The following is a 26,078-nucleotide window of genomic DNA, read 5'->3' as shown; positions in this document are numbered from 1 at the left end:
TTCGGTTGGGAATCCCTGAGGACTCACTGATACTTGGCTCCACAACAGGCGCGGCGAAGACCCCTGTTATCCCCCACAATCCACCATATTTAGTATTTGATTCAGGAACTCGCACTAGTTCTTGACGGGCGCAACGGAGAGTCCTAGCTTTCGGTCCGTTCGGCGCGAGTGAGTTTGCGTCCCGCCGGCACTCCCCCAAAGGGTCTCGCAAATCTCAGCTCCGCCGGCCAGCCAAAGGCAGCGGCATGAGGGCTTGTCTGCCCTCGACATGCGGGCTCCCGGGGGCGCCAGAACGGGCCGGCAACAGGCTCGGAAGGCAGACTTCGCGGTGGTGCCGAAGTGACACCTGCGTGAAGTGACAGAAGTAGCGGCGTTGTGGGGCGTTGAACGCATGTCGCGCACATCCCCTTGGGGGCGGATGGGTGTGGACGTGCCGGCGGGATGATCGATGCACGCATCGCCATCGCGTCGGGAAAAAACAGGGCCGGATCCACCGGCTGAACTGCGGAACCTCGAGGCCGGACGGCCGGAAGGCGCCGCGAAACGAAATGTCGACCCGGCACGCCCTCAACGAGGGGCGGGACCGGTCAAAGATTAAGGACGGGGCAAGACCATGCGGATTGAGCGGCGCCACACCACTTCGGGACAGTCACCTTATGCGGGAATCGAATTCCGCCTGACCACGTCGGAGATTCGCAATCCCGACGGCTCGGTCGTGTTCAAGCTGGAGAACGTCGAGGTGCCGGCCGAGTGGTCGCAGGTCGCCTCCGACGTGCTCGCCCAGAAATATTTCCGCAAAGCGGGCGTCGCCGCGCGCCTGAAGAAGGTCGAGGAGGAATCCGTCCCCTCCTTCCTGTGGCGCTCCGTGCCCGACACCGATGCCCTCAGCCAACTCCCCGAGAAGGAGCGCTACGTCAGCGAGCTCTCGGCCAAGCAGGTGTTCGACCGCCTCGCCGGCTGCTGGACCTATTGGGGCTGGAAGGGCAAGTATTTCTCCTCCGACGAGGACGCCCAGACCTTCTACGACGAGCTCCGCTACATGCTCGCCAGGCAGATGGTCGCGCCGAACTCGCCGCAATGGTTCAACACCGGCCTGCACTGGGCTTATGGCATCGACGGACCCGGCCAGGGCCATTATTACGTCGACCCCTTCACCGGCAAGCTGACCAAGTCGAAATCCGCCTACGAGCATCCGCAGCCGCACGCCTGCTTCATCCAGGGCGTCGGTGACGACCTCGTCAACGAGGGCGGCATCATGGACCTCTGGGTCCGCGAGGCGCGCCTGTTCAAATACGGCTCCGGCACCGGCTCCAACTTCTCGCGCCTGCGCGGCGAAGGCGAAAAGCTCTCCGGCGGCGGCCGCTCGTCCGGCCTGATGAGCTTCCTCAAGATCGGCGACCGCGCTGCGGGCGCGATCAAGTCGGGCGGCACCACGCGCCGCGCCGCCAAGATGGTCGTCGTCGACGTCGACCACCCCGACATCGAGACCTATATCGACTGGAAGGTGAAGGAGGAGCAGAAGGTCGCAGCCCTCGTCACGGGATCCAAGATCAACCAGAAGCACCTGAAAGCAGTGCTGAAGGCCTGCGTGAACTGCGAAGGCTCGGGCGACGATTGCTTCGATCCCGAGAAGAACCCAGCGCTCCGCCGCGAGATCAAGCTCGCGCGCCGCAGCCTCGTGCCCGACAACTACATCAAGCGCGTCATCCAGTTCGCCAAGCAGGGCTACAAGGACATCCAGTTCGACACCTACGACACCGACTGGGATAGCGAAGCCTACCTCACCGTGTCAGGCCAGAACTCCAACAACTCGGTCTCGCTGCGGGACGACTTCCTGCGCGCGGTGGAAACCGACGGCGACTGGAATCTCACCGCCCGCACCTCCAAGAAGGTGACGAAGACGCTGAAGGCGCGCGACCTCTGGGAGAAAATCGGCTACGCCGCCTGGGCCTCGGCCGATCCGGGCCTGCACTTCAACACCACGATGAACGACTGGCACACCTGCAAGGCGTCCGGCGACATCCGCGCGTCCAATCCGTGCTCGGAATACATGTTCCTGGACGACACGGCGTGCAACCTCGCCTCGGCGAACCTGCTGACGTTCTACAACACCGAGACCAAGCGCTTCGACGTCGAAGGCTACGAGCATCTCTGCCGGCTCTGGACCATCGTGCTCGAAATTTCGGTCATGATGGCGCAGTTCCCGTCCAAGGCGATCGCCGAGCTCTCCTACGAGTTCCGCACGCTCGGCCTCGGCTACGCCAATATCGGCGGCCTCCTGATGACCATGGGCCTGCCCTATGACTCGAAGGAAGGCCGTGCAATCGCCGGCGCGCTGACCGCGATCATGACCGGCATCACCTACAAGACCTCGGCGGAGATGGCCGCCGAGCTCGGCACCTTCCCCGGCTACAAGAAGAACGCGGCGCACATGCTGCGCGTGATCCGCAACCACCGCCGCGCCGCCCATGGCCAGTCCAACGGCTACGAGGCGCTCAGCGTCAACCCGGTGCCGATGGACCTGGTCTCCTGCCCGCAAGGAGACCTCGTCAGCCACGCGCAGGCGGCCTGGGATGCGGCGCTCGAGCTCGGCGAGAAGCACGGCTATCGCAACGCCCAGACCACGGTGATCGCGCCGACCGGCACGATCGGCCTCGTCATGGATTGCGACACCACCGGCATCGAGCCCGACTTCGCGCTGGTGAAGTTCAAGAAGCTCGCCGGCGGCGGCTACTTCAAGATCATCAACCGCGCGGTCCCCGCCGCGCTGCGCGCGCTCGGCTATCGCGAGAGCGAGATCGCCGAGATCGAGGCCTACGCCGTCGGCCACGGCTCGCTGGCGAATGCCCCCGGCATCAACGTCACCACGCTGAAGTCCAAGGGCTTCACCGACGAGGCGATCGCCAAGGTCGAGAAGGCCCTGCCGACCGCCTTCGACATCAAGTTCGCCTTCAACAAGTGGACCTTCGGCGAGGACTTCATCCGCGACCAGCTCGGCATCGGCGCCGAGGCGATCGCGGCCCCCGGCTTCGACCTGCTCCAGGCCGTCGGCTTCACCAAGCGCGAGATCGAGGCGGCCAACGTCCACATCTGCGGCGCGATGACGGTGGAAGGTGCCCCGCACCTTAGGCCTGAGCACTATCCGGTGTTCGACTGCGCCAATCCCTGCGGCAAGATCGGCAAGCGCTATCTGTCGGTCGAGAGCCACATCCGCATGATGGCGGCGGCGCAGCCCTTCATCTCGGGCGCGATCTCCAAGACCATCAACATGCCGAACGACGCCACGGTGGAGGACTGCAAGTCCGCCTACATGCTGTCGTGGAAATTGGCCCTGAAGGCCAACGCGCTCTATCGCGACGGCTCCAAGCTCTCCCAGCCGCTCAACTCGCAGCTCATCAGCGACGATGAGGACGAGGACGATGCGGTCGAGACCCTCTACGAGAAGCCGATGGCCGCGCGCGCCGCCCAGGTCTCGGAAAAGATCGTCGAGAAGCTGGTCGAGCGCATCATCGTCATGCGCGAGCGCGAGAAGATGCCGGACCGCCGCAAGGGCTACACCCAGAAGGCGGTCGTCGGCGGCCACAAGGTCTACTTGCGCACCGGCGAGTATGACGACGGCCGTCTCGGCGAGATCTTCATCGACATGCACAAGGAAGGTGCGGCGCTCCGCTCCTTCATCAACAACTTCGCCATCGCGGTGTCGCTCGGCCTGCAATACGGCGTGCCGCTCGACGAATATGTCGACGCCTTCACCTTCACCCGCTTCGAGCCGGCGGGCCCCGTGCAGGGCAACGACAGCATCAAGTACGCGACCTCGATCCTCGACTACGTCTTCCGCGAGCTGGCGGTGAGCTACCTCAGCCGCTTCGACCTCGCCCATGTCGATCCCAACGAGACGGGCTTCGACGCGCTCGGCAAGGGTGTCGAGGAAGGCAAGGAGCCGGACGAGGGCGGCGGCCACCACGCGACCAAGCTGGTCTCGCGCGGCCTCACCCGCTCCCGCACCGACAACCTGTTCGTGATGCGCGGCGGCTCGGCCGCGGTCTCGCAAGGCAACGACAGCGCGCCTGCCGGCGGCAGCAAGGTCACGGCGATGGCCTCGCACGGCGCGAGCGCCCGCGTCGGCGACGCCCTGGAAGGGGCAGTCGCCCTGAAGCAGGAAGCGAGCCACGACCTCTCCCCCACGGAGAAGCTCGAGCAGCTCCAGTGGAGCAAGGCCGGCACCGCGCAAACCCTCGTCCCCACCAAGGCCGAGCGCCGCGCCGAAGCCAAGGCCAAGGGCTACGAAGGCGAGATGTGCTCGGAGTGCGGCAACTTCACGCTGGTGCGGAATGGGACTTGTATGAAGTGCGATACATGCGGGAGCACGACCGGGTGTTCGTGAGAGAGTAGAGCACGAGCGGCAATGAACATCCAGGAAGGGCGGCCTAAAGGTCGCCCTTTTCACTACGTCAAGTAGATACCCTTTGAAATCAAGCACTACACAGCAAAGCCCCGACCGCAATGCGTCGAAATAGCAAGCGCTATTGGATAGACGATCCCTCGATTAGCTGGACAGCCAGCCAAGTAAAAAAGCTGCCCAAGCAAAAGCGAATTGAAGTCGCAGTTTCTTGGTTCTTGCAACGATTCCAAGATCCCGCCATCGAGACTCCCTATGAAACCCGCGAGGGTGGCTACCAGTACATCTGGGGAGGCCCCTACGACGCGGCCGATGAAATTGGGAACGAATTCGCGTCAATTCTCTCGGATGCTGAAGTTGAGGATGCCGTTGAGAAGGTCCAAGAAGACGGCATCTACGATTGGGCGCCCATTCGAACGGATGATCTTGAAGAGGCTAACGATCAGAGCCGTGATCTCAACACTTGGTCAGACATCGGCCAATCTAAAGAGTTAGAGCTTCGTCAAGAAATTCTGACACGGCTGCGCGATTTAGAGGAGATCCTCGACCAGAACAATTCTGCGTCCGCGACGCCGGGAATTGGTCACAACAATCCTCCCGAAACGATTTCGTCCCCATTAGACATCCATTTTCGAAAGTTGAGAGTCAATGTTCAACAGTTAAACCTTATCTTTTTGACCGACAGCCCCAGAAGGGACGAGGCCGAAAAACAGGCAGGAATCTTTCGCAAGACAATCGATGGCATCGTCGACTTATCCAACAAAATTGCCATAAAGGCTATCTCGGAGGCCCCCTTCGCTATCGCTACAAACATCGAGAGCAAAATCGCAGCTTTACCTTTAATTATCGAGAACGCGGAGCTTGCCTGGATATCCATCCGAAATTGGCTGTCACTTGCTCCACCATTCTAAGCTTCTTGCAGCGACCTTCGAGCAAACAGATGTCGATCCTTTCCGAATTTCTCCACCAAGCGGCTCCAAAGGACGGCTGGGGCACCGCCTTCGTTACAGCCGGCCTAGGCGCTTTTGTGGGCGGTTGGGTGGCAAGCCGATCATTTACGAAACGAGCCGTTGTCGCTGAACTAAATGCGCTAAGCACCGCACTTGCGCTATGCTTCTCGATCTCCAACAAGTTTATCGCATTAAAGCTGCAGCACGTGGCATCTATGAAGCAACGCTTCCATCAGGTGAAGAGGGAACACGAAGAGTTTATGCGGCGACCCATGCAAGCGCGCGGTCGATTTGTATTTCAAGCTGATTTTCAAACCCTATCGCCGATGTTGGTGCCGATTGACGAACTGAAGAAGACCGTCTTCGAAAAAACATCTATACGTGGACGCGGCTTAGTTGCTCTCGTTGATCTCGCATCGAGTATCGAGGGCCTGTCCGAAGCTATGGAGTCGCGTACCGAACTTGCGCATGAGATCCGCAATCGATCAAACAAGACAGATGAAGATGTCGCAGCTCTCTACTTTGGCATTAGAATGCAGAACGGGCATATCGACGAGCGTTATTCGACGAATGTAGATGCGATCTACAGGCAAACCGACGATTGCATCTTCTTCTCCCGCATCCTGGCCTACGAGTTAGTACAGTATGGCAATTCGCTTCGTCGTCGGCACATGTGGCGATATTGGCTTGGACTCCCCAAAATGCGGGATGCAGATTGGTCAAAAGCCCAAGCTGAGGGCGCATTGCCCGACCATGCGGAGTATGAGCGGTGGCTTAGCGGATTCCGTGCGCTGGGACGCTGGGAGAAAATAAAGGCTACCTTTGTCCCCTAGCTTTATAAGCTCGTCGCAATGAGGTAAGGCGTCTGCTCTGGGTGCAGCAGAGCGAAACCCAGCATTGGAATTACGGTGGCAGTGCACGAAATTTCCTCGCTTCGATCTGCGACGTCGCCTGGCGTTTGGTGGACAGATCGTAGGATGGGTGCAGCGAAGCGATGCCCATCGCTCTTTACCGCACGGCATTGATGGGTTTCGCTTCGCTCTATCCATCCTACGCATTACGTGCCGCCAGAATTACCTTTGCGGTCGAGCCCTTCCCTCCTAAACTCCTGACACCACCGGCATGGGTTCCGACGGGCCCGGTAGAAGCGGAGTAAAGTTATGCCCAAACCGGAAAGCTTCCCGATCGAGAATATCTTCGTTCCCACGAAGCAGAAGAAAGCTATCAAGCCGGAGATCGTCGGAGAGATCGCGGAAAGTATTCTGGACATCGGACAACAGGCCCCTATTTCCGTTCGGCTGGACGGAGACCGCCTCGTTCTCGTCGAGGGACTGCATCGGTTAGAGGCCTGCAAGGCGCTCGGCGAGACGACCATTCTCGGTGTCCTGGTCCCGGCCGAGCTTGCTCAACACAAGCCGCTGTTGTCCGAACGACCCGAGGTCGAGGCCGAGCGCATCAAGATGGCGCGATTGAAACAGTTGCGCCTCGAAAAGGAAGCCGCAGAGGCATCGACGGCGGCCTTGAAGGGCGCTGGCGCAACGCAAGCGCCGCGCAGCCGTCCGGCGAAAGGCGTCCGCGACAATCCGAAGGCATCACCGGGCCGGACTGCGAAATCGCCACCGAAAACCTTGTCGGACTGGATCACGCAGCAAAAGGGCAGCGGCGGCCGCTATTGATGGCGGGCTCCGGTTGAGTGGATGGGTAGAGCGGCAGCCAAACCCATCCTGCGCGCCGCCGTTCCGACGAAGACACCCTTTGCGCCGTCATTCCGGGGCGCGCCCGCTTGGGCGCGAGCCCGGAATCCATCGGGCGGCACGACGCGTGGCGCTATGGATTCCGGGTTCGCGCTTCGCGCGCCCCGGAATGACGGTGAGTTCCGCTGCGCTCCATCTTGCGTGGTTGCCACCGCATGACGGCCGCAATCCTTTCGATCGCGGCCATCTCTCCCTCACCGATCAACCTGGCTGTCTCACGCCGCCTTCGCCTGCTCCGGCGGTGCCGTCTCCATCGCGCGCATGTAGAGGTCGAGCAGGCTTTCGCGCTCGTCGCGCTCGTTCTTGTCTTCCTTGCGCAGCTTGATGATCTCGTTGAAGATCTTGACGTCAAAACCCCTCGCCCTTGGTGCCAGCACTCAAGTTCGGGAACCGGCATCACAACGCGTCGAGATCTGAAGCTCCATCAACGCCATGCGCTGCAGGACCATGGGGTCTCGCTCGCCCTCCTTCGCGGTGCGGAGGATCGATTCCGCGATCGCCTGAACATGCGCGGAGCCGACCGGGGCAGGCAGAGATGCCACCGCCGCCTCCAGCGCAGCTTTCATGACGTCGATCGTTTCAGGCGAAAATGATGCATTTGAAAAGTCTAGCATGGTGGCACAAATCCGGAGGTCACCGCGCGCCCGCGTATCGCCGGCACGCGATGGCGCTGTGAACATGGGTCACCAGCGCCGCCCCCAGCTCCCGCGCCAGCTGCTTCCCCATCCACCGCCACCGCGGAGCAGCCGGACCAGGAGGAGCAGCAGCACCGCGCCGATGGTGGCGTTGACGATCGCGCTGATGATGCCGCTGCCAAGATGCACGCCGAGCTGAGGCAACAACCAGCTGCCGACAAACGCGCCGAGGATTCCGACGATGATATCACCGACGATCCCAAAGCCGGTGCCGCGGACAATCTGGCCCGCCAGCCAGCCGGCGACGAGGCCCACAAAGAGGATGACCAACAGGCTTTCGGTGGACATGTGCATTTTGCTACCTCAATCGTTTGGTCCGAATGACGGTGGGTCTGCGCAAGCCGGTCTGCGGCCGATCTGAATCGCATTGCCGCATCGCGCCGTCCGGACAGTTTCCAGTTGGCACGCACGGAGGATAAAGGCGTCGTGCCTGAGCCGCTCCGGCAAGGCGAATACGGATTTTTTATCGCTGCAGGGATTCAGGACCGGAAGTTCGATCCCGCTGCGCACCGGATCATCGGCTCAACAGGTGCAAGGGCTAACGGTTCCTCCGCACACAACTTATATTTGAATATGTCGATTGCGTCCGAGCCCGCGCCGTAAATGAGACCGCGAACGTCACGGTTTTTCCGGTTTTTGCGGCGTTTACGATAGCGACGCATCGGCCCTGATTAAACCAGAAATAGAAAAGCAACTTCAGCCGGTCGGGGCCGTTTGCTCTCCATGGCTGACCTTCGTCGGCATCATACTCAATTGAATTGGAAAAAATCAGATGAAACATACTTTGATGGCTTCCGTCGCCGTCGCGGCCTTGTTTGCAGCGACCGGTCTTGCGATGGCTCAGGGCGGAGCAAAGGGTTCGGAATCTCCCGACGCCGTTTCGCCGAAAGCTGACAGAGCGGCACCGATGAATGCGCCCGCAGCAAAGGGCGCGCCCGATGCAAAGCACCTCGGCGACGCAAAGGTCGACGGCAAGCCGAAGGCCGCGGAAAGAATGGCGCCGCCGACCACGTCGAAGGACGTGAAGAATTCGCCTTCAGAAACCAAGTCGACCGCCGACAGCAAGACGACCGGCGAGATGAAGGCCGATGGGAAGACAAAGGCGACCGATTCCGCCACCACATCGAAGGACCTGAAGACGCCGACCGCCGAGAGCAAGTCTGCCGCGCCCGAAGGCAAGACGACCGGCAATGCCGCGACCACGGCAGTCGCTGCACCTCCCGCCGAAAAGCGGACCCAGATCAGTTCGGCCATCAAGCAGGAGAAGGTCGAGGAAGTCACCAACGTGAACTTCAACCTGTCGATCGGCACCGTCGTCCCGACAAGCGTCCGTTATCATGCGTTGCCGAGCCGTATCGTCGAAATCTATCCGGAGTGGCGCGGATACGAGTTCATCCTGGTGCACGGCAGGTACGTCATCCTTCGTCCGCACACCCACGAGATCGTCTATATCATCGAGGGCTAAGCTCAACCCGACGACTCACGCGCAAACCGGAAGGGCGGCCCATAGCCGCCCTTTCGTCGTTCCGCCCGAGGCGATCCACCAGGCCACTCTCGCCTCGCCGCGCCGAAGTGATAGCCGCAATCCACAGATCGCGGCCACCTCTCCTCCCCGATCAACCCGATCGTCTCACGCCGCTTTCGCCTGCTCCGGCGATGCCGTCTCCATCGCGCGCATGTAGAGGTCGAGCAGGCTTTCGCGCTCGTCGCGCTCGTTCTTGTCTTCCTTGCGCAGCTTGACGATCTCCTTGAGGATCTTCACGTCGAAACCCTCGCCCTTGGCTTCCGCGAAGACTTCCTTCTTCTGTTCGCTCAACTCCTGCATTTCGCTGTCGAGGTTCTCGATCCGCTCGACGAAGGAACGGATCTTGCCGCCGGGAATGGTGATGTCGGACATGGTGCCTCTTTGCTGAGTGAGGTCGTGAAAATGACCGCAAAGAAATGACCAATGTGTTAACCTCGCTGCCCGCGCAGTGCCTGTTGAAAACTCCGAGGGAGCCGTTCCATGGCCGAGCTTCGCTTCGATGACGGCGCCGCCTATGAGCAGATGATGGGAGTCTGGAGCCGTTCGGTCGGCGAGGTCTTTCTCGACTGGCTCAGGCCGCCACGAGGGCTGCGGTGGATCGACGTCGGCTGCGGCAGTGGCGCCTTCACCGAGCTCATCGTGGCGCGCTGCGCCCCGAGCGACGTGCAGGGCATCGATCCCTCGGAGGGACAGCTCGCCTTTGCACGCACGCGCCCCGGTGCGCGCGTCGCCGTGTTTCAAACGGGCGACGCCATGGCACTGCCCTTTGACGCCGCAAGTTTCGATGTCGCGGTGATGGCACTGGTTCTCGTGTTCGTGCCGGACCCGTCGAAGGGTGTCGCGGAACTGGCGCGGGTGGTCCGTCCCGGCGGCCTGGTTGCGACCTACATGTGGGACATGCTGGGCGGCGGATTTCCGCTCGATCCGATCGTCGACGAGATGCACGCGATGGGGCTATCGCCGACGCGTCCGCCGCATATGGAAGTGTCCACCCTTGCTGCGCTTCAGGATCTTTGGCGCGCGGCCGGGCTGCAGCAGATCGAAACCCGCGACATCACCGTGCAGCGCACGTTCCGCGATTTCGACGAGTTCTGGAGCGTGGAGACGAGGTCCCCCTCCATCGCCCCGGTGATCGCGGCCATGGCGGCGGCCGATGTCGCCCAGCTCACGCAGCGCGTGAGGACGCATCTCGGCGCCGGCACGGACGGCCGCATCACCTGCAGCGCCCGCGCCCACGCGATCAGCGGACGCAAGCCGGGCTGAAGATGTGGCGAGACGGAGATTCGTTCGCAACGCCCGGCGGGGCGCTCGGTGGGTGCGCAAGACATTCGCCCGAGCGCCGCGAATGGTTCGGATCGCGACCCTTGCGGTGATTCTGCTTGCGGCCCTCGCGCTCCTGAACATCGCCTATCACGTCGTCCGCAAGCCGACCGAACTCCTTGCCGTCGTCGGACACGCCCTCGACAAGGAGCCGGCCGAGACCTGGGCGAGATACGGGGCCCTCTTCCGCGGCTACTCCACCGCGACGATCAGGCCGGAATTGCTGGCCGCGCTGGCGCAGGTCGAGAGCTCAGGCAATCCGGTGGCGCGCACCTATTGGCGCTGGCGATGGAGCTTCAATCCGATGGCGATCTACCGGCCCGCCTCCAGCGCCGTCGGCCTGTTCCAGATGACCGACCCGGCTTTCGCGGAGGCCGCGCGGTTCTGTGTTCGCGGCAATGCGGTCACGCAGACCGGCTGCGGGCCGACTTTCCTCTATGTCCGCGCGATCCCGAGCCATGCCGTCGAGCTGGCCTCGGTGTATCTGGACCGCCAGGTGGCCATGGTTCTCACGCTCGCGGGCGATGCGAAGGCAAGCGCGCAGCAGAAGCAGGATCTGGCCGCCTTCATCCATCTCTGCGGCGCAGGCCCCGCAGCGGACTATGCGCGGCGCAAGTTTCAGATGATCGCGGGCGAGCGCTGCGGCGATCACCTCGTCGCGGGCTACCTCGCCAGGGTCAACGCGATGAAGCGGCAGTTTCTGCGGCTAGCCGCGAATGAGGGCGGTTAGGCGCAGCCCGGATGAGCGAAGCGACATCCGGGACTTCTGTTGCCGAAGCACCCCGGATATCGCTTCGCTCATCCGGGCTACGAGACCACGCGAGTGGCCGGCTCTACCACCAATACGGCCACCGCCATCCCTCATACTGAACATAAGACGGCACCAGCGGCGGACCGTAGGGATCGACCTTGTCGTCTTCCGGGCGATAGCGATAGCGCGGAACGATGTTGTAATCCCACGGCGTGGGCCTCAGCACCGGCGCCGTGACGATCAGCCTCTCCTGCGGTGCACGAACCACTTGCTTCCGCGGCTTTGCTTCGGCAGCCGATGTTGCAAGGCCGCTCAGCACCAGGGCCGTTCCGAGCGCATAGGCGATGGTCATTTTCTTCATTGCATTGGTCTCCTTGCCGCCAGAGTGCAAAAGGACGGGCGGCAAGGCAAGCGAATTTGCGCGCGACCTTTGCGGGAATGACCGATGCCGGCCCTTTGCAAAGCCCCTCCGTCATTGCGAGCGAAGCGAAGCAATCCAGGCTGCCTCGGCCGAAAGAGGCTATCGCATATGAGAGCTTCTCCCTGCGGCCATCCTTCGAGACGCCCGCCTTCGGCGGGCCCTCAGGATGAGGAGCGAGTGCGCGGCAGCAGTTTCAGCGGGCACCGATGCTGATGAGCCTCCTCCTACAGATGCTGAAGAGCCTCATCCTGAGGAGACCGCGAAGCGGGTCGTCTCGAAGGACGAGGCGCTTGCTCGAATCGATCGCAGCGGCCCCGCGTCAGCGCCTGCGAGCGTCACTCGCCGCGCTCGCCGTCCAACAGCGCGAGCGCCCGCGGCACCTGATCGCGATCCGCCACCAGCACATATTCCTGCCGCGTCAGGCTGGCGCCGCTCGCGAGCACGATCGAATTCTTCGGGCAAAGGCCGAAGCATCCGGTCATGACCAGCTTGGCCGGCTTGGTGCCGTCGCGCTTGCTCGCCTTCAGATCGGACTTCAGCGCACGCCTGACGTCGCGGCCCTCGTCGCTGCGCTTCAGGCACTTCCGGCACACCAAAACCGGCGCCGCGCGGCGCGCTCTGGCGATCATCGGACTTGAAGATTTCGAACTTGCGGATTTCGGACTTGCGGATTTCGACGGCTTTTCAGGCATGGCAGACCTATATGGGACGTCAGCTCATATAGGGATGGAACCGCGATCTCGCTGCCGGAGCGAGACGATGCACGGTGGATCAGCCCTTGCGCGAGCCCTACTCGCGCGCGAGACGTAGCGCCTGCTCCAGCTTCATTCGCTGCGTGTCCCAGCGGCCCTGCTCGGCCTCGGCGCGCGCATCCAGCGCAGCGCGCTCCGCCTCGATGTCCTCGGTGCGCGCTTCGTGCTCCCGCCTCGCTTTGTCCAGCGCCGCCTGCGCGGTCGCGACCGCCTTGTCCCGGCGCGCGCGCTGCTTGGCGCGGGCGGCCTCCTCCTTGCGGCGCTGAGCCTCGCGCCGCCGTTCCTCCTTCTCGAACGCCGCCGCGGCCTTGCGCGCGGCCTGATCGTCGATCTTGCGGGACGGCTTCCTTGCGGTCTTGGCCGGGCGTTTCGTGGACTTGCTGTTGGGCTTGCGTTTGGTCTTGCGCTCGGACTTGCCCTCGCCTTCGCCGAGATCGGTCGGCAGTTCCGCACTCTCGGTGAAGGGGCCGTCCGAGCCGACCGGCCGCCTCAGCACGACACCCGGCTTCGCCATCGTCGCCGCGACGATATCGGGATCGTCGGTCTCCTTCGCTGCGCCCTGATGGAACAGGTTGGAGCTGGCGCCCCAGGCCTGCAGCGCCGCCTTCATCGAGGGTGCGGCGATCGCCTGATCGTAGAAGCCGAGCGAGGTCTGGTAGGTCTTCAGTTTCTTTGGCATGTCGCTCCGGTTTTCGGCGTCGCTTTCCGCTGGCGAGCGTAATCCGGAATATGCTCGCGCTCCATCCGGACTACGAGCTCCCCAACAACGCGTCATACCCTTTCTCGCTGAACGCCAGCAGGCAGAACCCGTGCCCGAACGGATCGGCCAGCATCGCGATCCGGCCATAGGGCGCATCGCGCGCGGGCGCCTCCAGGATCGCACCCGCACTGAGCGCACGCGCCACAGCGGCGTCGACGTCGTCAACGACGACGTCGATATGCACGGGCGTCCAGTGCCGTTCGTAACGGCGGCGGTCGCCGCCGGCGCCGACCGTCCCGGCCTGCTTGGTCAGGAGATACACCGGCGCCGGCCAGCCGAGCAGCTCGACGAAGTCGGCGCCGAAGCGGCGGCCGACCGTCAGGCCGAAGGCTTCGGTGTAGAAGGTCGTGGCTGTCCCGACGTCCGGGACGTCGATGTTGAGGAGGAAGGTCATGGCGGGCTCGTCGGCGAGGTTTCCGGATCAGCGGAAGCTACGCACCGAACGCCCGGACGTCGAGGGGACTCCACCGTGACATCATGCGCCTGTTTTGCCCGACGGCGCAAACGAAATTCGGTATCGCCGAAGTCAAATCAAATCCCGAGCGATTCCATGGCGATGTCTACTGTGCATGGGGTTGTTTTCGCAGATATTGTCTGCCCGGGCCCTCAATCGCCCCTCAGGCTCAGGATATACGCCGAAAGCGCGTCGGCCTGCTCCGGCGAGATCACGAGGTTCGGCATGTTCTGGTGGCTGGTCCTCAAGAACACCTTGAGCGACAGCGCGGTGGTGCCGTGCCGGTCCGCGATGGCCTGGAAGCCCGGGGCCTCGTCGAACACTCCGATCATGTGCGGCTCGACGGCGTGACAGGTCTGGCACCAGGCCCGCGCCAGGCGATGTCCCTCCGCGATCGTGCGCGAGCTGGACCTGGAGGCCCCCGCGGCGGTGTGGACGACGCTGAAGAGAAACAGCGCCGACAGGATGATCAGGATGACGATGCCGATGTAGATTCGAACAGTGTGCGACATGGCCAGACCTCACCGCGATTGAATCATCGCACCAAGCTAGATTTGCATGGAAAGGCCGAGTTGATCTGCATCAAGGGAGAAGCGGATGACCGCTCGTCTTCGCAAGCTTGCCCCCGCCTCCTCAGCACGTCACAAGCTCGGTGTGACCGAAGCCCTTGGAGTAATCGAGCAGCGAGATCACCGTCGGTGTGAGGCGGATCAGCCGCACCTCGGAAGGCTTCGGCACGCTGAGGCCGGAGGCCTTTTGCTCGGGATAGCGCGCCATCAGCAGCGTGATCGCCTTCTCGGCTTCGACCGGATCGGTCACGGCCACCGCCCGCGCCGCCATGGACAGGCCGGTGATCTCCAACACTTCCGCCGGGTCGTCGTCGATCGCCAGCGAGACGCGGTCGTCACGGGACAGGTTCTGCGCCTTCTGGCTGTCGATGCCGCAAAGGAAGTAGATGGTGAAGCCCTCATTGGCATAGCCAACGGTCGTCACCTGCGGCCAGCCATCCGGGCGAACGGTTGCGATCCGCATCGTGCGGTGCTGGTCCAGCAGGGCCTGGATTTTTTGTCTGAGGGTGTCGTCCATCGCGCTGCCTCCGGCGGTCATTTCCACAAAAGGATACGCCCCTCGCGCGCAATGCCGTTGACGCAACTCAACCCCGCGCGGGCGACGTTGGCTCATTCATCATGCCGCTCGCCAGGATCACGGCGACCGCATAGGCTTGCGCTGATCCAACGGTTCAGGAGGCATCACCATGAACGGCAACCGCTATTATGGCGTCCGCGTCGAGGGCGCGAAATACGGCGTGGGATTCGGCTCGGCGCTCGCCATCGCGATCTCCTACACCAACAACCATTCGATCCTGTGGGCGATCATCCACGGCATCCTGGGCTGGCTCTACGTGATCTTCGTCGCGCTGTTTCGGTGACATCGCACCGGCAGGCGAGGCGCTGCCCGCGAGGTTTGCAGCTTTTCCTTGCTTTCCCGGTTCCCGCCTCTACGGTCGCGCCGCGAACGAACCGTTGAGACGAGACAGACATGACCGACACGATGAAATGCCCGGCCTGCAACTCCGAGCACGCCTATCAGGACCGCGATCTCTGGGTCTGCCCGGAATGCGGCCATGAATGGAGCGGCACGGCGGAAGCGGCCGCGGACACGGCGCAAGATGCCGGCGTGCGCGATGCCAACGGCAACGTGCTCGCCGACGGCGACAGCGTCATCGTGATCAAGGATCTCAAGATCAAGGGCTCGTCCTCGGTGGTCAAAGGCGGCACCAAGGTGCGCAACATCCGTCTGCAGGACGCCAGCGACGGCCACAACATCGCCTGCAAGATCGACGGCATCGGCGCGATGAATCTGAAATCGGAGTTCGTGCGGAAGGCGTAAGGTCCGCTAGCTTTGCCGCTGCGCCAGATAGAATCCGCACAGCACCGTCACGAGCCCTGCCGTCTGCAACATCGTCGGCGGCTCGCCGAGCAGCAGCCAGCCGGTGAGCAGCGTCAGCGCCGGCACGCAGGCCGGAAACACCGCGGCGCGGGCAACGCCGAGACGCTGGACCGAGACGGCGTAGAGATAAAGCGCGGCGGGCCCGGCAAGCACGCCCTGCGCCAGCGCCTGGATCGCGTTCTCGGTCACGCCGATGGCCGCAATATGGGCGAGGCCGACGGTCGCGACGTAGACCGGCACCAGCAGCAGCGACAGCACGTTGATCACGAGCGCAGCCGGCACGGCCGAGACGCGCCAGCGGCGCAACATCGCACCGAAGCCGGCGAACATGAACCCGGCAAGCACGAAGATCAGATCGCCCTGCACGCCGTCGGCCCCGATATGGCCGATCGATTCCGCGCCGATCACGCCGAGGCCGCCGACGATGACGAGCGCGCCGGCAAGCCGCGAGGCGGAGATCCGTTCCTTCAGCACGAGCGCCGCGAGGAGCAGGCCGCCGAGCGTCGCGCAAGAGGGCTGGATCACGCTGCCATGGCCGAGCGGCACGAACAGGAAGCCGCTGTAGGAGATCAGCGACATCACGGGGCCGCCGAGCACCATCAGCACGAGGCCCCTGCTCCAGCCGATGCCGCAGAGATCGGAGATGCCCGCACGCGCGACCAGCGGCAGGAACGCGATCCCCGACCAGACATAGCGATGCACCAGGAGATCGACCGGCGTGAAGCCGACCTTGAGGCCGTGCCGCGTGGCGGCAAAGCCGAGCGCCCAGAACAGCGCCGCGGCAAGGCCGCAGACCACGCCGAGCAGCGCCGGCGCTGCATCGTTCTTCTGAGTGAGAGCGTCAGCGCCGCTCGTCCGCTGATCCATGGATCAAGCGATATGTCGGCGCGCTGAGCCGCTCAACCCACGCGGCTGCAGGGCTGGCACGCAGGCATCGCGACGATGCCGCGGAGCCGCGCAGAACCGTGATGGCCGCCGGCGCAATGCGCATGCGGCGTCGTGATGCCAGTGGCCGCCCGAAGCGCTGAACCTCGCTCTGCGCGAGGCCCAGCTGCCTCAAGCAAACTCAGGCTTAGCGGGCCGCGCCCGTGGTGACGTCCGCAGTCGTCACCTTGCGGGGGCTGAGCACTTTCGCCTGGTGGACCGAGGCGATCGTGGTGGGCGCGGCGACCTGCTGCTCGACATGCGCAGCACCGAGCACGCGCACCTGCAGCGGAGAGACCGGCAGACCGTTGGCCTCGTAGGTCGGCAGCTCGGCAGCGAAGGCGGCGGTGCCGCCCACGACCGTCAGGATGGCGGCGGCGATCGTCAAAGTCTTCTTGTTCATGGTGATGCTCCGAAGGTGAAGGTCGGAGCATATTTAGGCCCAATTTGCTGCATTGCGATATACTTTGTTGCATCGCAACAGCGCGCGCGACGCATGGCGATATGCCTAATGCGTACAGGGCCTTGGGCGAATCACGCTGGCCGCGACATGGCGTTTCCGCGGGCGGTACTCAGCCACCAAGCACATTGCCCCAGCCATCGAAGAGATAGGTCTTCCAGGCCACGGTTCCATCTCCACCGGGCCTGCTGGCACGGCGGTAGTCATCGGCCTGATCGGCGGTCCAGGTAATGATCGTGTCCGAAAGTCGATCGTGCAGGATGGCGGGCTCGGTGGGATCGAAGGCGTCCATGGGACGAAGCGTGGGATGCGTCATGGCGCCTCCAACGCAGCAGCGACCGCAAAGTTGCGGCAGGGCCTCGGGCAAGACACCGCGCCGAGGAGAGAGGCGAACTGAAGAAGAGCGTTGCAGCGGTTGCCTGCGACTACAGCTTTTCGCCGAGACTGGTGCCGAGGCGTAGATGATCTCGATGATGGCGCGAGACGCGGCTGCGATCATCGACGCTATACTCGATCGCTGTGGAGCGAATTCAGATTGCGCAAATGCGATCGCCGCAATGTGACGGCAATGCTGCGTTTGCCGTCGTTGTGGTGCCGACACACGCTGGAACCGTCATGGAACCCGCGTTGCAACTCGGCAACACCTGCCTCGAAAAGCCCACATCCGCTGATTTGCGCCATTGCGCCGCCACACCGTCCCCCGAACAATCGACTCGCTGCGTGCCTTTCCGTGCAAGACTGTTTCGTCAACTGTTTGCATCATGACTGTTCGAACAAGATGGTTCGGACAGAACCGTTTGGAGGCAGGGATCATGAACGATCGGCGGTCTCTTCTGGTGGCGGTATCGTGTCCCTCGGCCGTTCTCGCCGGCTGGCTGGTGTTGTCTCTCTCCGCCTATGCGCCTGCCCTCATCGAGAACAGCGGTGCCAATGTGGCTGCCGTCTCGCACGTCAAGGATGTCAGTCGCCTTGACCTCGCCGACGTGCCGCGCGCTGCAACGATCGAGGACGGCATAGCCTTGACCGCCGACATCGCCGCCGCCGTCGCTGCGGCGCCTGCCCCGGCGGCGACTGCGCAGGAAACGCCGGAGGGGCTCGCCTTGGCCATCAAGCTCGCTTCGGCCGACCCGGCACTGATCCTGCCGACGGAGGCGGCGCCCGCACCGCAGATTGCGCCTGAACCGGAAGCCATCGTCAGCGAGGCTGCCCCTGCTCCCGCGCCGGAGCCCGTCAAGCTCGCAGCCGCCGATCCCACCGAGATCGTCACGACGGACGCACTGTCGCCTGCGGCAATCGCAAGCGGCCCCGTCACGCCCGCAAGCAAGGCATCGCCGCCGACCGATACCGTCGCCGTGCTCGACGAATGCTTCGTCATGGAGGCCTGCATCGACCGCTACCTCTGGGCGCTCTATCAGCGCACCGCCAAGGAGGACACGATCAAGGTTCAGGAGCGGCGCGCCGTCACCGTCAAGCGCAAGGGCAAGACCGTCACGGTGATGCGCAGCTTCACGAAGCTGGTCGATCAGGACTTCACCTGGAAGGATCCGAAGGCGGCCGAGCGCGCCGGCATGTCGATGATGGACTACGTCATCGGCGGCATGGACAAGAGTTTCAAGAAGAAGCTGTTCCGCACGCTGCTCGCGGCCGAAGCCGCCGGCCTGTCGCCCGGCATCACCAGCGCGTTCCGCGACGACTATCGCCAGTCGATCGCGAGCGGCCTCAAGGCCGCCTCCGACCGCTCCTATCATGGCGGCAGCACGCGCGGCGGTTATGGCCACGGCATGGCGGCCGACATCGTCAGCACTCAGGGCAACAACCGCGCGCAGCGCTGGGTCTCGACCGAGATCCTGTGGAAATGGGTCGATGCCAACGGCAAGGCGTTCGGCATCGGCCGCCCCTACCTCGACCGCGATCCGCCGCATGTCGGCCCGATCGACGGCCGGGAATACATCTCGCGCCGCGGCGTTGCGACCGACCGCAAGGAAGCCGCGAACGTCAAGCCGAAGAAGACGCGGGCTGCCGCCAGCGCCAAACCGCCCAAGGCGCACGCCGCACGCGAGCAGAAGACCCCGGCCAAGCAGCAGAAGTCGGCGCAATCGGCCCTCAAGCCCGCGACCTGAACCGTCAGGCGTCGGGCCCGCGCTTCGGCAACGGCACGAGCCGCATCTCGGCGGAGCCGGCTTCCTGCGTGCGCACCAGCACCGCGAAGATCGTGTCGACCGCAAGCCGTACGGCCGACTCGATCGCTTCGCCCTTGGCCAGATGCGCCGCGATCAGCCCGGTGAGGAGGTCGCCGGTGCCGTAGGGACGGATCGGCAGGCGCGGCGTCGCAAAGCGCGACAATCGCCCGCCCGTGCACAGGATCGTCTCCACCTGCCCCACCGCCGTGTCAGCGAGCGTGCAGCCGGTCGCGACCACGTCGATGTGGCCCGCCCCTGCCAGCGCGGAGCACGCTGCGCGGAGCCCTTGGGCATCGGCAATCGTGAGACCGGAGAGCAGCTCGAGCTCGAACTGATTCGGCGTCGTGAGGTTTGCCGCCGGCAGCAGCCGGTGCCGAACCACATCCAAAATGCCGTCCGCGACATAGACGCGGCCGTCATCGCCGATCACGGGATCGCAGAGATAGACGAGCTTCGCATTCCGCGCGAGCGCCCGCTCGACGAAATCGGCGATCACGGCAGCATTGCCCGGCGAGCCCAAATAGCCGGTGACGAGCACCGCAGCCTCGTCGACCAGGCCGCGCTCCTCGACGCCCTTCAGGAGATCAGCGACGAGGTCGCTCTCCAGCACCCGCCCGCGCAGGCTGGGGTAGCGCGGATGGTTTGACAGCAGCGTCGTCGGCACCGCCGCAACGTTCACGCCCTCCGCCTGCATGGCGTAGGCAGCCGCGCTGTTGCCGACATGGCCGTGGACCACCTGGCTCTGAATGGAGATGACGAGCATGAGGAAGGTCCGTAAGGTCAAACGTTGCGCGAGGCAAGCGTTACGGCATCTCGTATCCAAGCCCCTGCCGCAGCGCCTGCATCTTGCGCGCCAGCCGCCGGTGACCCGTCTCCTCCGACCGCGCCAATCGATTGGCGACCGCGACATGGTCAGCATCGCTCTTGTGCTGGTTGAGCTTGGCCTGCCCTTCGACCTCATCCACCACGAGATCGACGACGCGGATCGCAGCCAGCATGCTCTCGCGCTTGCCCGGCTCCATCTGCGCGAGGTCCCAGGGTTCTTTCGGTAAGCGCGCCTCGGAGACTGCGAGCAGCGCATCGCCGTGTCCGCGGTTGTCGTCGAGCCCACGCAGATGGGCCACGCCCGACAGGTGCACTGCTTCGTAAAGCCAGGTCGAGACGTTGTCGCGTGAGGCATACCAGTCGTTGGAGACATAGGCATCGTCGCCGGTAACGATCAGCAGAAATCGTCTGCTGCCATCGGCCAGCGCCACAAGCGGATTTTTGGCGGTGAAGTGAATCTGCACGACAGTGTGCCCGCCGCGCTCGGTCAGCACGAATGGCACGTGCGAGGCCCGCGGCCCGCGCTCGTCCGCCGCCACGATCACGCCGAAGCCGCGAGATGCGGCAAATTCCAGCGCGCGCTGCGTCTCGATGCGGAACTGGGCGCGGAGAACGTGCATGGCGTGGGGACTCGATGAATGGATGACGAACGCGGCGAGGCTAACCCATAATCCCCCGAAATCTGAATAACAATCAACCTTCGAACGCCGATGCCAGCAATCCCTCAGCGCCGCGACAACCTCGCAAGATAGGCGCAGGACACGGCCTTCGCCGACGACGTCGAGCTTTCGGTGCGGATCGATTGTAGCCACGTTTGACCGCCGCTATGTCACGGAGCCGCTGCGCGATTCATCGCGCGGCGGCTTGGTCATCCGGGCTGACCGACAGAGCCTTTGCGCCGCGCTCCAAGCTGTCGCAGGCTCGTCACCCCCGCGTGATATGCGCCGTCATATGTCAGCCATCGTCGGCCTAGTCTCCGCATGAGCTCCGTCTTCAACGCCTATACGGCTCTTGCCCTCGCTATCGTGTTCGAGGTCACCGCGTCGGCGCTCCTGCAGCAGTCCGTCCAGTTCACCCGTCCCTGGCCGACGCTGGCGATGGTGCTGTTCTACGTCGCCTCGTTCTACGCGCTGTCGGTGGCGATCCGGGTCATCCCGTTGAGCATCGCCTATGCGATATGGGGCGGGGTCGGCATCATCCTGACCGCCACCGTCTCCTTCGTGCTGTTCCGCCAGATACTGGACGCCGCAGCCTTCGTCGGCATCGCGCTGATCGTGTCCGGGGTCGTGGTCATCAACCTGTTCTCGGAGACCACGGTGCGTTGATGCCGGCCCGATGCCGGCGCGCCTACTGGCTCTGCACCGGCTTAGGCTGACGCGGCGCGGATCGAGGCGGCTTTGCGCCAGCCTTGGCCGCACCCCGGGGCGGCGATTCATCGACCGACACGAGGTAGGCGGCGAGCGCCCTGGCCGAGTCGACGCTGGTTGCGTAGTGGTCCTTCAGGAACCAGGACAGCGTCAGGGTGAAGCGGCCCTTGGCCAAGCCGCGCGGGCTGCGATGGCAGGTCGCGCAGCCGTCAGCAAAGAGCTTCGCGGGCGATTTGCCAGCGTCGAGATTTTGCGCGGCTGCGACCGTCGCCGTCAGCATTGCGGCGGCTGCAAGCGTCATCGGGGGCGCGATCAGGTCGCACCAAGATCGAAACAGCGACGTCAAATTGTCGTCCCCTCGCCCGTCTCGCGATCACGCCGCCGACAGCTGATCGAATTCGGGCGGGGCGTAGGCTTTGCCGTCCTGGTCGGTGATGACGACCCGCCATCCCTCGCTCGCCCACACTTTCGCCTTCGCCACGATGACCAACCGGCTCTCGCGGGCGAAGCTGTACTTCTCGTTGTCGCGTTCTGCGACCATTTTGTAGGCCAATTCGCATCCCCTTGCGTCGCCCTGCACCCAACCTCGTCGTGGCAGCGGGCTTTGGCGGCAATTCGCCGGGAGCGTGGCAATTTGGTGCCATCCGCAGACGGTATGGCCGGCTCCGTGCCATCGGCAACGGAGCCGATCCTGCTGCGTCGGATCGGCGCTAGAGCATGACCCGGAAAGGTGCGGAGCGGTTTTCCGGAAAGATCATGCGTAAAAAACGACCTGAAGCGCGATGACGATTCATCCAAATCTCATCGCGCTTTAGTGCACGCGGATAATGTGGGGACGGCCGAGATTGATCAGGCCCTGCACCGCCGAGAGGCGGTCATCGAGGGCTGCAATGGTGAGCAGCAGATTGTTACGGCGCTCGTCGAGCAAACCCATCTCGGCACCCGTGAGCTTTGTGCTCGTCCGTTCCTTGTGGATCGTTTCGAGGGATTTACGCAATCCGGCAATCAGTCCGGTCAGCTGCTTCGCCTCCCTGGTCATCGACCGCTTCGCGACATTTTGCTGACGGCGCGTCTCCGCCTGGCTCTGTCTCATCTCATCCTCCCGTGCCCCGCTGCCCCGAGTGGATGCTTACATCTTTGGGTACACATCTTACGATCGATGAAATCTGCCCGCGAAGATCTTTCTTAAATTGTACGCGCAGGGAACCTGAGGCCGTGCCGACGCACAAAGCCCGGCACGAGGCCGGGCTTTCCAGGGAACGCTAGTCTAGTGTCTGTCAGAGGTTCGGAATATCGACATCCGTTTCCAACCGGCCGTCGCGCAGGCCGAACATGCGATCGAATCGATTGAAGATCTTCTCATCATGCGTGACCGCGATGATCGCGGCCTCCTGTTCGACGGCAACCTTGCGGAGCAGATCCATCACGATCGCGGCGCGCTTTGAATCCAGCGCGGCCGTCGGCTCGTCGGCCAGGATGATGCGCGGCCGGTTGGCGAGGGCGCGGGCGATGGCAACGCGTTGCGCCTCGCCGCCCGAGAGCTTGGCCGGCATGGACCTCCGGCGATGCCCCACCTCGAGGTAGTCGAGCAATTCGAGGGCGCGGTTGCGGGCCGCCGCCTTGTCCGTCCCTGCGAGCTGCAGCACCAGCGCGACGTTGTCCGTGGCGTCGAGAAACGGGATCAGATTGTGGAACTGGAAGATGAAGCCGATCTTGTCCAGTCTGAGCTGCCTGAGATTTGGCCTCAGCCAGCGACCATCCGCGAGCACCGTCGTTCCGTCGAGCTCCATCGAGCCCGACGATGGATCCAGGATGCAGCCGATGATGTTGAGAAGCGTGGTTTTGCCCGAACCCGACGGTCCGAGCAGCGCGACCACTTGCCGCGGATAGACGTCGAGCGACACGTCGCGCAGAGCGTCGACGCGGGTCTCGCCTTCGCCGAAGTGCTTGGAAATGCGATCGAGCCGGACCAGTGGACGATCCGCCGTTGCAACCGCCATGTCAGCCCCCGAGCGCCGTGGCGGGATCGACCCGAAGTGCGGCGCGAACGCCAAGTCCGCTTGAGAGGAGGCACACCGCGAAGACGATGAGGGCGAGGATGAGGACGTTGTCGGGCTCGAGCACCACGCGTCGTGGAAAGTAACCCTTGGCGTTGACGATGAGTGTGGCGCCGATGATAAAGCCGATAGAGCCGAGCGCGAGAGCCTGCTGCACGATCATTCCGATGATGGTCCGGTCCGGTGCGCCGATCAGCTTCAGTGTGGCGATCTGCTTCAGCTTCTCCATCGTCATCGTGTAGATGATGAGCGCGATGATCACCGCGGAGACGACGAGCAGGAGGGACGTGAATAGTCCGATCTGGCGCCTCGCGCGGTCGACCAGCGAGCGCGTCAGGATCAGTTCCTGTTCCTCCTGCGTGATCGCTGCCAGATGCTTCCAGCGGCGCACCGTTTCGGCCACGGCATCCGCGGAGGAGTTGGGATCGAGCTGCGCGACGACCGCGTTAACCGTATCCCGGCCCGATCCGGCCGTGCCGCGCGCGAGCTGCACGCGCGCGGCAGGCGGAGCCAGATCGAACTGAAGCTTCTGCGCATCGAGCAGATTGATGTAGACGGCGGGATCGCCGCCGGAGCTGACTTGGCGGCTGGTCAGCCCGACGACGGTAAACACGTTGCGGCCGAGCCGGATGCGATCGCCGAGGGTCAGCCCCGTGGTCAGATCGGCGACCAGCTCGTAGTGACTGCGGACGATGGCGCGACCGTCCGCGATCTCCGGCGGACCGCCCGGTCGCGTGGGCTCGTAGCCAATGACGTAGAGCCTCAGTTTGCCGCCTCTGTGCTCGGTCTCGACCGTCTGGTAGGTGACGCTGCCGGCCGAAGACACGCCGGCGATGCGCGCAACCGCCTCGCGGATGTCGCCGGGAATGCGCGAGGCCTGGGCGAACGGACCACGCGTATTGGCTTCCACGACCCACAGATCGACGGCCGGAGCGCGGGCGATGGTCAGGGCTTCGACCACCAGCCCGCGATAGATGCCTATCATCGCCAGCACGACGCCAAGTAGAAGCCCCAGCCCCAGACAAGTCAGGAGGAAGCGGCCGAGATTGTGTCTGATGTCGCGATAAGCGAGGTTCATGGCTTGTCGCCCGCGCCGGTCCTGGCCGAGCGGCCCTCTCGGAAGGAGGTCTCGATCCGGGTCGCCGCGCGTGCGCCGTCCGGCAAGCCATCGACGATCTCCAGACGCGAGTCCTCTGTCCGATGACGGAACTTGACGAGGCGCCGGTGCAATCTTCCGTCCTCGACGGTCCAGACCGTCCCCTCGCGCCCGTTGTAGCCATGGACGGCGGCTTCCGGCACGAGCAGCGCCTTGTCGAGCATTGCAACCGTGATCAGGAATTCGACCTGTTCGCCGAGAAAGACGCGCGGCGGCGGATTGTCGCCCTTGATGAACACACGTCGTTCCTCGGTCACGCGGTCGCTCTCGAGACCTATCCGCGCCACCTTGCCCGTGAAGGCCTCCTGCGGGCGCGACCGCAATCGGGCATCGACCCGCTGGCCCTCGGTGATGAATCCGGCGCGCGCCTCGTCGACATAGGCAAGTCCCCAGTAGGAGCCGTCCGCAACGAGAGTGAAAATCGGATCTCCGGCCTTGACCACGGTACCCAGCTCCTTGTGCCGCTCGACGATGATTGCGTCGTAGGGCGCCACCAGGATACGGTGCCCCAGCAGCGTCTCCTCGTATTGCAACTGCGCACGGGAATCGCTGAGCTGTGCCTTGGTGCTCGCGATCTCGCTCTCCGCAACGCTGGCGTCCGCCCGGGCCACGGCCTCGTCGCGCACTGTTTCCTCGGCCACCTGCTGCGAGACGATGTCGCGCCCGACCAAGGTCTGCTTGCGCCGGTTGGCTTCCTGCTTCTGGGTCAGGACGGCCCGCGCTTTCTCCAGGTTTGCTTCCGCCCGTTTGATGTTGACGGCGGCGATCTCGACTGCAGCGCGGGCCTTGGCGGCCTTCGCCTCCTGCTCGCCGATGCTGAGCCGGGCCAGAACCTGTCCCTTGCTCACATGGTCGCCGTGGTCAGCATTGAGCGCGACGAGGGTGGCGCCGACCTCGAATCCGATCTTCGACATGACGCGCGCCTCGGCCGTCCCGAGTCCAAACACGCGGACGGGGACATTCCGTTCGATCGCGGCCACATCGACCTGGATGGGGCGGTTGTTGATGACGGTGCCTGCCGTCAGGATCAGCGCGAGAATGCCGACCCCCACCAGCGCATAGCGCACGGCACGCCGGCGGAGAAACGGCTTCGTCGATGTCGCTTCGTTTGCGAGCCTGTCCCCGACCGGAGGAGACTGTTCAACTGACGCCCTCATGATCGCTCAGGCTCCCTGCGGGCTGATCGTGCGCCGGATCGCGGCAATCAGCGCAGGATGGCCGCCATCTGGATGTCGGCGTTGCTCCGCGCGCCTTCATCTGGATCAGTATCTGGATCGATACACAGTTGACGTTGATCCGGCTCAAAGACGGGAGCGGACCATCGTTGGCCCAGTTCGGCATGGACGAGTTGGTTCGCGGCCTGGCGCGGTAGCGATAG

Annotated in this window: 32 protein-coding genes; 11 read left to right on the top strand and 21 right to left on the bottom strand. The window is 63.8% G+C overall.

Annotation, left to right across the window (positions count from 1 at the left end; translation table 11 throughout):
* Positions 1-613 precede the first annotated feature (613 nt).
* The 4 genes from ACSHT2_RS01655 to ACSHT2_RS01640 all read left to right on the top strand — a co-directional run bounded on the left by ACSHT2_RS01655 (position 614) and on the right by ACSHT2_RS01640 (position 7,025).
* Positions 614-4,384 (top strand): vitamin B12-dependent ribonucleotide reductase, encoded by a 3,771-nt coding sequence (locus tag ACSHT2_RS01655; protein ID WP_440640097.1) that lies wholly within the window; start codon positions 614-616, stop codon positions 4,382-4,384.
* A gap of 119 nt (positions 4,385-4,503) precedes the next feature.
* Positions 4,504-5,310 (top strand): hypothetical protein, encoded by an 807-nt coding sequence (locus tag ACSHT2_RS01650; RefSeq protein ID WP_440640096.1) that lies wholly within the window; start codon positions 4,504-4,506, stop codon positions 5,308-5,310.
* Positions 5,311-5,339: 29 nt separating this feature from the next.
* Positions 5,340-6,182, top strand: a complete 843-nt coding sequence (locus ACSHT2_RS01645; RefSeq protein WP_440640095.1) for a hypothetical protein — start codon at positions 5,340-5,342, stop codon at positions 6,180-6,182.
* 327 nt (positions 6,183-6,509) lie between these two features.
* The gene (locus tag ACSHT2_RS01640; protein ID WP_440640094.1) at positions 6,510-7,025 is read left to right on the top strand and encodes a ParB N-terminal domain-containing protein; all 516 of its coding nucleotides are present in this window, start codon (positions 6,510-6,512) and stop codon (positions 7,023-7,025) included.
* 293 nt (positions 7,026-7,318) lie between these two features.
* Here the strand turns inward: ACSHT2_RS01640 and ACSHT2_RS01635 are convergent, their stop codons facing one another.
* The 3 genes from ACSHT2_RS01635 to ACSHT2_RS01625 form a co-directional block, all read right to left on the bottom strand.
* Positions 7,319-7,480, bottom strand: coding sequence for a GapR family DNA-binding domain-containing protein (locus tag ACSHT2_RS01635; protein WP_440640093.1), 162 nt, complete (start codon positions 7,478-7,480; stop codon positions 7,319-7,321).
* Complete coding sequence (locus tag ACSHT2_RS01630) at positions 7,481-7,717, bottom strand: hypothetical protein (RefSeq protein WP_271530522.1); 237 nt, start codon at positions 7,715-7,717, stop codon at positions 7,481-7,483.
* Positions 7,718-7,786: 69 nt separating this feature from the next.
* On the bottom strand, positions 7,787-8,092 hold the full coding sequence (locus ACSHT2_RS01625; RefSeq protein WP_271530521.1) for a GlsB/YeaQ/YmgE family stress response membrane protein: 306 nt from the start codon (positions 8,090-8,092) through the stop codon (positions 7,787-7,789).
* Between the two features lie 478 nt (positions 8,093-8,570).
* On the opposite strand from ACSHT2_RS01625, the gene ACSHT2_RS01620 reads away from it, so the two are divergent.
* Entirely contained in the window at positions 8,571-9,263 is a 693-nt protein-coding gene (locus ACSHT2_RS01620; RefSeq protein ID WP_440640092.1) for a DUF1236 domain-containing protein, read from the top strand.
* A gap of 165 nt (positions 9,264-9,428) precedes the next feature.
* Here the strand turns inward: ACSHT2_RS01620 and ACSHT2_RS01615 are convergent, their stop codons facing one another.
* A complete protein-coding gene (locus ACSHT2_RS01615) occupies positions 9,429-9,695 on the bottom strand; it encodes a DUF2312 domain-containing protein (protein ID WP_440640091.1) in 267 nt (88 codons plus the stop codon).
* 108 nt (positions 9,696-9,803) lie between these two features.
* Between ACSHT2_RS01615 and ACSHT2_RS01610 the strand changes: the two genes are divergently transcribed.
* Both ACSHT2_RS01610 and ACSHT2_RS01605 read left to right on the top strand, forming a co-directional pair.
* Positions 9,804-10,586, top strand: coding sequence for a class I SAM-dependent methyltransferase (locus ACSHT2_RS01610; RefSeq protein ID WP_440640090.1), 783 nt, complete (start codon positions 9,804-9,806; stop codon positions 10,584-10,586).
* 82 nt (positions 10,587-10,668) lie between these two features.
* Positions 10,669-11,373 (top strand): transglycosylase SLT domain-containing protein, encoded by a 705-nt coding sequence (locus ACSHT2_RS01605; protein ID WP_440640089.1) that lies wholly within the window; start codon positions 10,669-10,671, stop codon positions 11,371-11,373.
* 103 nt (positions 11,374-11,476) lie between these two features.
* Here ACSHT2_RS01605 and ACSHT2_RS01600 read toward each other — a convergent pair whose 3' ends face one another.
* From ACSHT2_RS01600 to ACSHT2_RS01575, 6 genes are all read right to left on the bottom strand, one after another.
* Entirely contained in the window at positions 11,477-11,755 is a 279-nt protein-coding gene (locus ACSHT2_RS01600; protein WP_319329575.1) for a hypothetical protein, read from the bottom strand.
* Between the two features lie 395 nt (positions 11,756-12,150).
* Positions 12,151-12,444 (bottom strand): hypothetical protein, encoded by a 294-nt coding sequence (locus ACSHT2_RS01595; protein WP_440640088.1) that lies wholly within the window; start codon positions 12,442-12,444, stop codon positions 12,151-12,153.
* Positions 12,445-12,604: 160 nt separating this feature from the next.
* Entirely contained in the window at positions 12,605-13,246 is a 642-nt protein-coding gene (locus ACSHT2_RS01590) for a cell envelope biogenesis protein TolA (protein WP_440640087.1), read from the bottom strand.
* A gap of 70 nt (positions 13,247-13,316) precedes the next feature.
* A complete protein-coding gene (locus ACSHT2_RS01585; RefSeq protein ID WP_440640086.1) occupies positions 13,317-13,721 on the bottom strand; it encodes a VOC family protein in 405 nt (134 codons plus the stop codon).
* Between the two features lie 212 nt (positions 13,722-13,933).
* Positions 13,934-14,293 carry a c-type cytochrome gene (locus tag ACSHT2_RS01580; protein WP_440640085.1) on the bottom strand — a complete coding sequence of 120 codons (360 nt, stop codon included), beginning with the start codon at positions 14,291-14,293 and terminating at the stop codon, positions 13,934-13,936.
* A 121-nt stretch (positions 14,294-14,414) separates the two neighbouring features.
* Positions 14,415-14,867 (bottom strand): pyridoxamine 5'-phosphate oxidase family protein, encoded by a 453-nt coding sequence (locus ACSHT2_RS01575; RefSeq protein WP_440643021.1) that lies wholly within the window; start codon positions 14,865-14,867, stop codon positions 14,415-14,417.
* Positions 14,868-15,036: 169 nt separating this feature from the next.
* On the opposite strand from ACSHT2_RS01575, the gene ACSHT2_RS01570 reads away from it, so the two are divergent.
* Together ACSHT2_RS01570 and ACSHT2_RS01565 are read left to right on the top strand one after the other, a co-directional pair.
* Positions 15,037-15,210, top strand: a complete 174-nt coding sequence (locus ACSHT2_RS01570) for a hypothetical protein (protein WP_018644642.1) — start codon at positions 15,037-15,039, stop codon at positions 15,208-15,210.
* Between the two features lie 110 nt (positions 15,211-15,320).
* Entirely contained in the window at positions 15,321-15,671 is a 351-nt protein-coding gene (locus ACSHT2_RS01565) for a zinc ribbon domain-containing protein YjdM (RefSeq protein ID WP_239623355.1), read from the top strand.
* Positions 15,672-15,677: 6 nt separating this feature from the next.
* Here the strand turns inward: ACSHT2_RS01565 and ACSHT2_RS01560 are convergent, their stop codons facing one another.
* The 3 genes from ACSHT2_RS01560 to ACSHT2_RS01550 all read right to left on the bottom strand — a co-directional run bounded on the left by ACSHT2_RS01560 (position 15,678) and on the right by ACSHT2_RS01550 (position 17,431).
* A complete protein-coding gene (locus tag ACSHT2_RS01560; RefSeq protein WP_440640084.1) occupies positions 15,678-16,598 on the bottom strand; it encodes a DMT family transporter in 921 nt (306 codons plus the stop codon).
* A 205-nt stretch (positions 16,599-16,803) separates the two neighbouring features.
* On the bottom strand, positions 16,804-17,058 hold the full coding sequence (locus ACSHT2_RS01555) for a hypothetical protein (RefSeq protein WP_440640083.1): 255 nt from the start codon (positions 17,056-17,058) through the stop codon (positions 16,804-16,806).
* 169 nt (positions 17,059-17,227) lie between these two features.
* Positions 17,228-17,431, bottom strand: coding sequence for a hypothetical protein (locus ACSHT2_RS01550; RefSeq protein WP_440640082.1), 204 nt, complete (start codon positions 17,429-17,431; stop codon positions 17,228-17,230).
* 496 nt (positions 17,432-17,927) lie between these two features.
* Between ACSHT2_RS01550 and ACSHT2_RS01545 the strand changes: the two genes are divergently transcribed.
* On the top strand, positions 17,928-19,235 hold the full coding sequence (locus ACSHT2_RS01545; protein ID WP_440640081.1) for a hypothetical protein: 1,308 nt from the start codon (positions 17,928-17,930) through the stop codon (positions 19,233-19,235).
* A 4-nt stretch (positions 19,236-19,239) separates the two neighbouring features.
* On the opposite strand, the gene pdxY is transcribed toward ACSHT2_RS01545, so the two are convergent.
* Together pdxY and ACSHT2_RS01535 are read right to left on the bottom strand one after the other, a co-directional pair.
* Positions 19,240-20,058: a pyridoxal kinase gene (gene pdxY, locus ACSHT2_RS01540; RefSeq protein WP_440640080.1), complete on the bottom strand. Its 819-nt coding sequence runs from the start codon at positions 20,056-20,058 to the stop codon at positions 19,240-19,242.
* A 40-nt stretch (positions 20,059-20,098) separates the two neighbouring features.
* The gene (locus ACSHT2_RS01535) at positions 20,099-20,740 is read right to left on the bottom strand and encodes an FMN-binding negative transcriptional regulator (RefSeq protein ID WP_440640079.1); all 642 of its coding nucleotides are present in this window, start codon (positions 20,738-20,740) and stop codon (positions 20,099-20,101) included.
* 360 nt (positions 20,741-21,100) lie between these two features.
* Between ACSHT2_RS01535 and ACSHT2_RS01530 the strand changes: the two genes are divergently transcribed.
* Positions 21,101-21,445, top strand: a complete 345-nt coding sequence (locus ACSHT2_RS01530) for a DMT family transporter (RefSeq protein ID WP_440640078.1) — start codon at positions 21,101-21,103, stop codon at positions 21,443-21,445.
* Between the two features lie 22 nt (positions 21,446-21,467).
* Here the strand turns inward: ACSHT2_RS01530 and ACSHT2_RS01525 are convergent, their stop codons facing one another.
* From ACSHT2_RS01525 to ACSHT2_RS01500, 6 genes are all read right to left on the bottom strand, one after another.
* A complete protein-coding gene (locus ACSHT2_RS01525) occupies positions 21,468-21,788 on the bottom strand; it encodes a hypothetical protein (protein ID WP_440640077.1) in 321 nt (106 codons plus the stop codon).
* Positions 21,789-21,860: 72 nt separating this feature from the next.
* Complete coding sequence (locus ACSHT2_RS01520) at positions 21,861-22,067, bottom strand: hypothetical protein (RefSeq protein WP_440640076.1); 207 nt, start codon at positions 22,065-22,067, stop codon at positions 21,861-21,863.
* 231 nt (positions 22,068-22,298) lie between these two features.
* Positions 22,299-22,580 carry a hypothetical protein gene (locus ACSHT2_RS01515; protein ID WP_440640075.1) on the bottom strand — a complete coding sequence of 94 codons (282 nt, stop codon included), beginning with the start codon at positions 22,578-22,580 and terminating at the stop codon, positions 22,299-22,301.
* Positions 22,581-22,764: 184 nt separating this feature from the next.
* Positions 22,765-23,487 (bottom strand): ABC transporter ATP-binding protein, encoded by a 723-nt coding sequence (locus ACSHT2_RS01510; RefSeq protein ID WP_440640074.1) that lies wholly within the window; start codon positions 23,485-23,487, stop codon positions 22,765-22,767.
* Between the two features lies 1 nt (position 23,488).
* Positions 23,489-24,622: an ABC transporter permease gene (locus ACSHT2_RS01505; protein ID WP_440640073.1), complete on the bottom strand. Its 1,134-nt coding sequence runs from the start codon at positions 24,620-24,622 to the stop codon at positions 23,489-23,491.
* Positions 24,619-25,857, bottom strand: a complete 1,239-nt coding sequence (locus tag ACSHT2_RS01500; RefSeq protein WP_440640072.1) for an efflux RND transporter periplasmic adaptor subunit — start codon at positions 25,855-25,857, stop codon at positions 24,619-24,621. The genes ACSHT2_RS01505 and ACSHT2_RS01500 overlap by 4 nt, the downstream gene beginning before the upstream one ends.
* Positions 25,858-26,078: the final 221 nt, after the last annotated feature.

Source organism: Bradyrhizobium sp. PUT101, from assembly GCF_052043945.1.
Taxonomy (GTDB): domain Bacteria; phylum Pseudomonadota; class Alphaproteobacteria; order Rhizobiales; family Xanthobacteraceae; genus Bradyrhizobium.
This window is presented reverse-complemented; position numbering and strand designations above follow the sequence as displayed.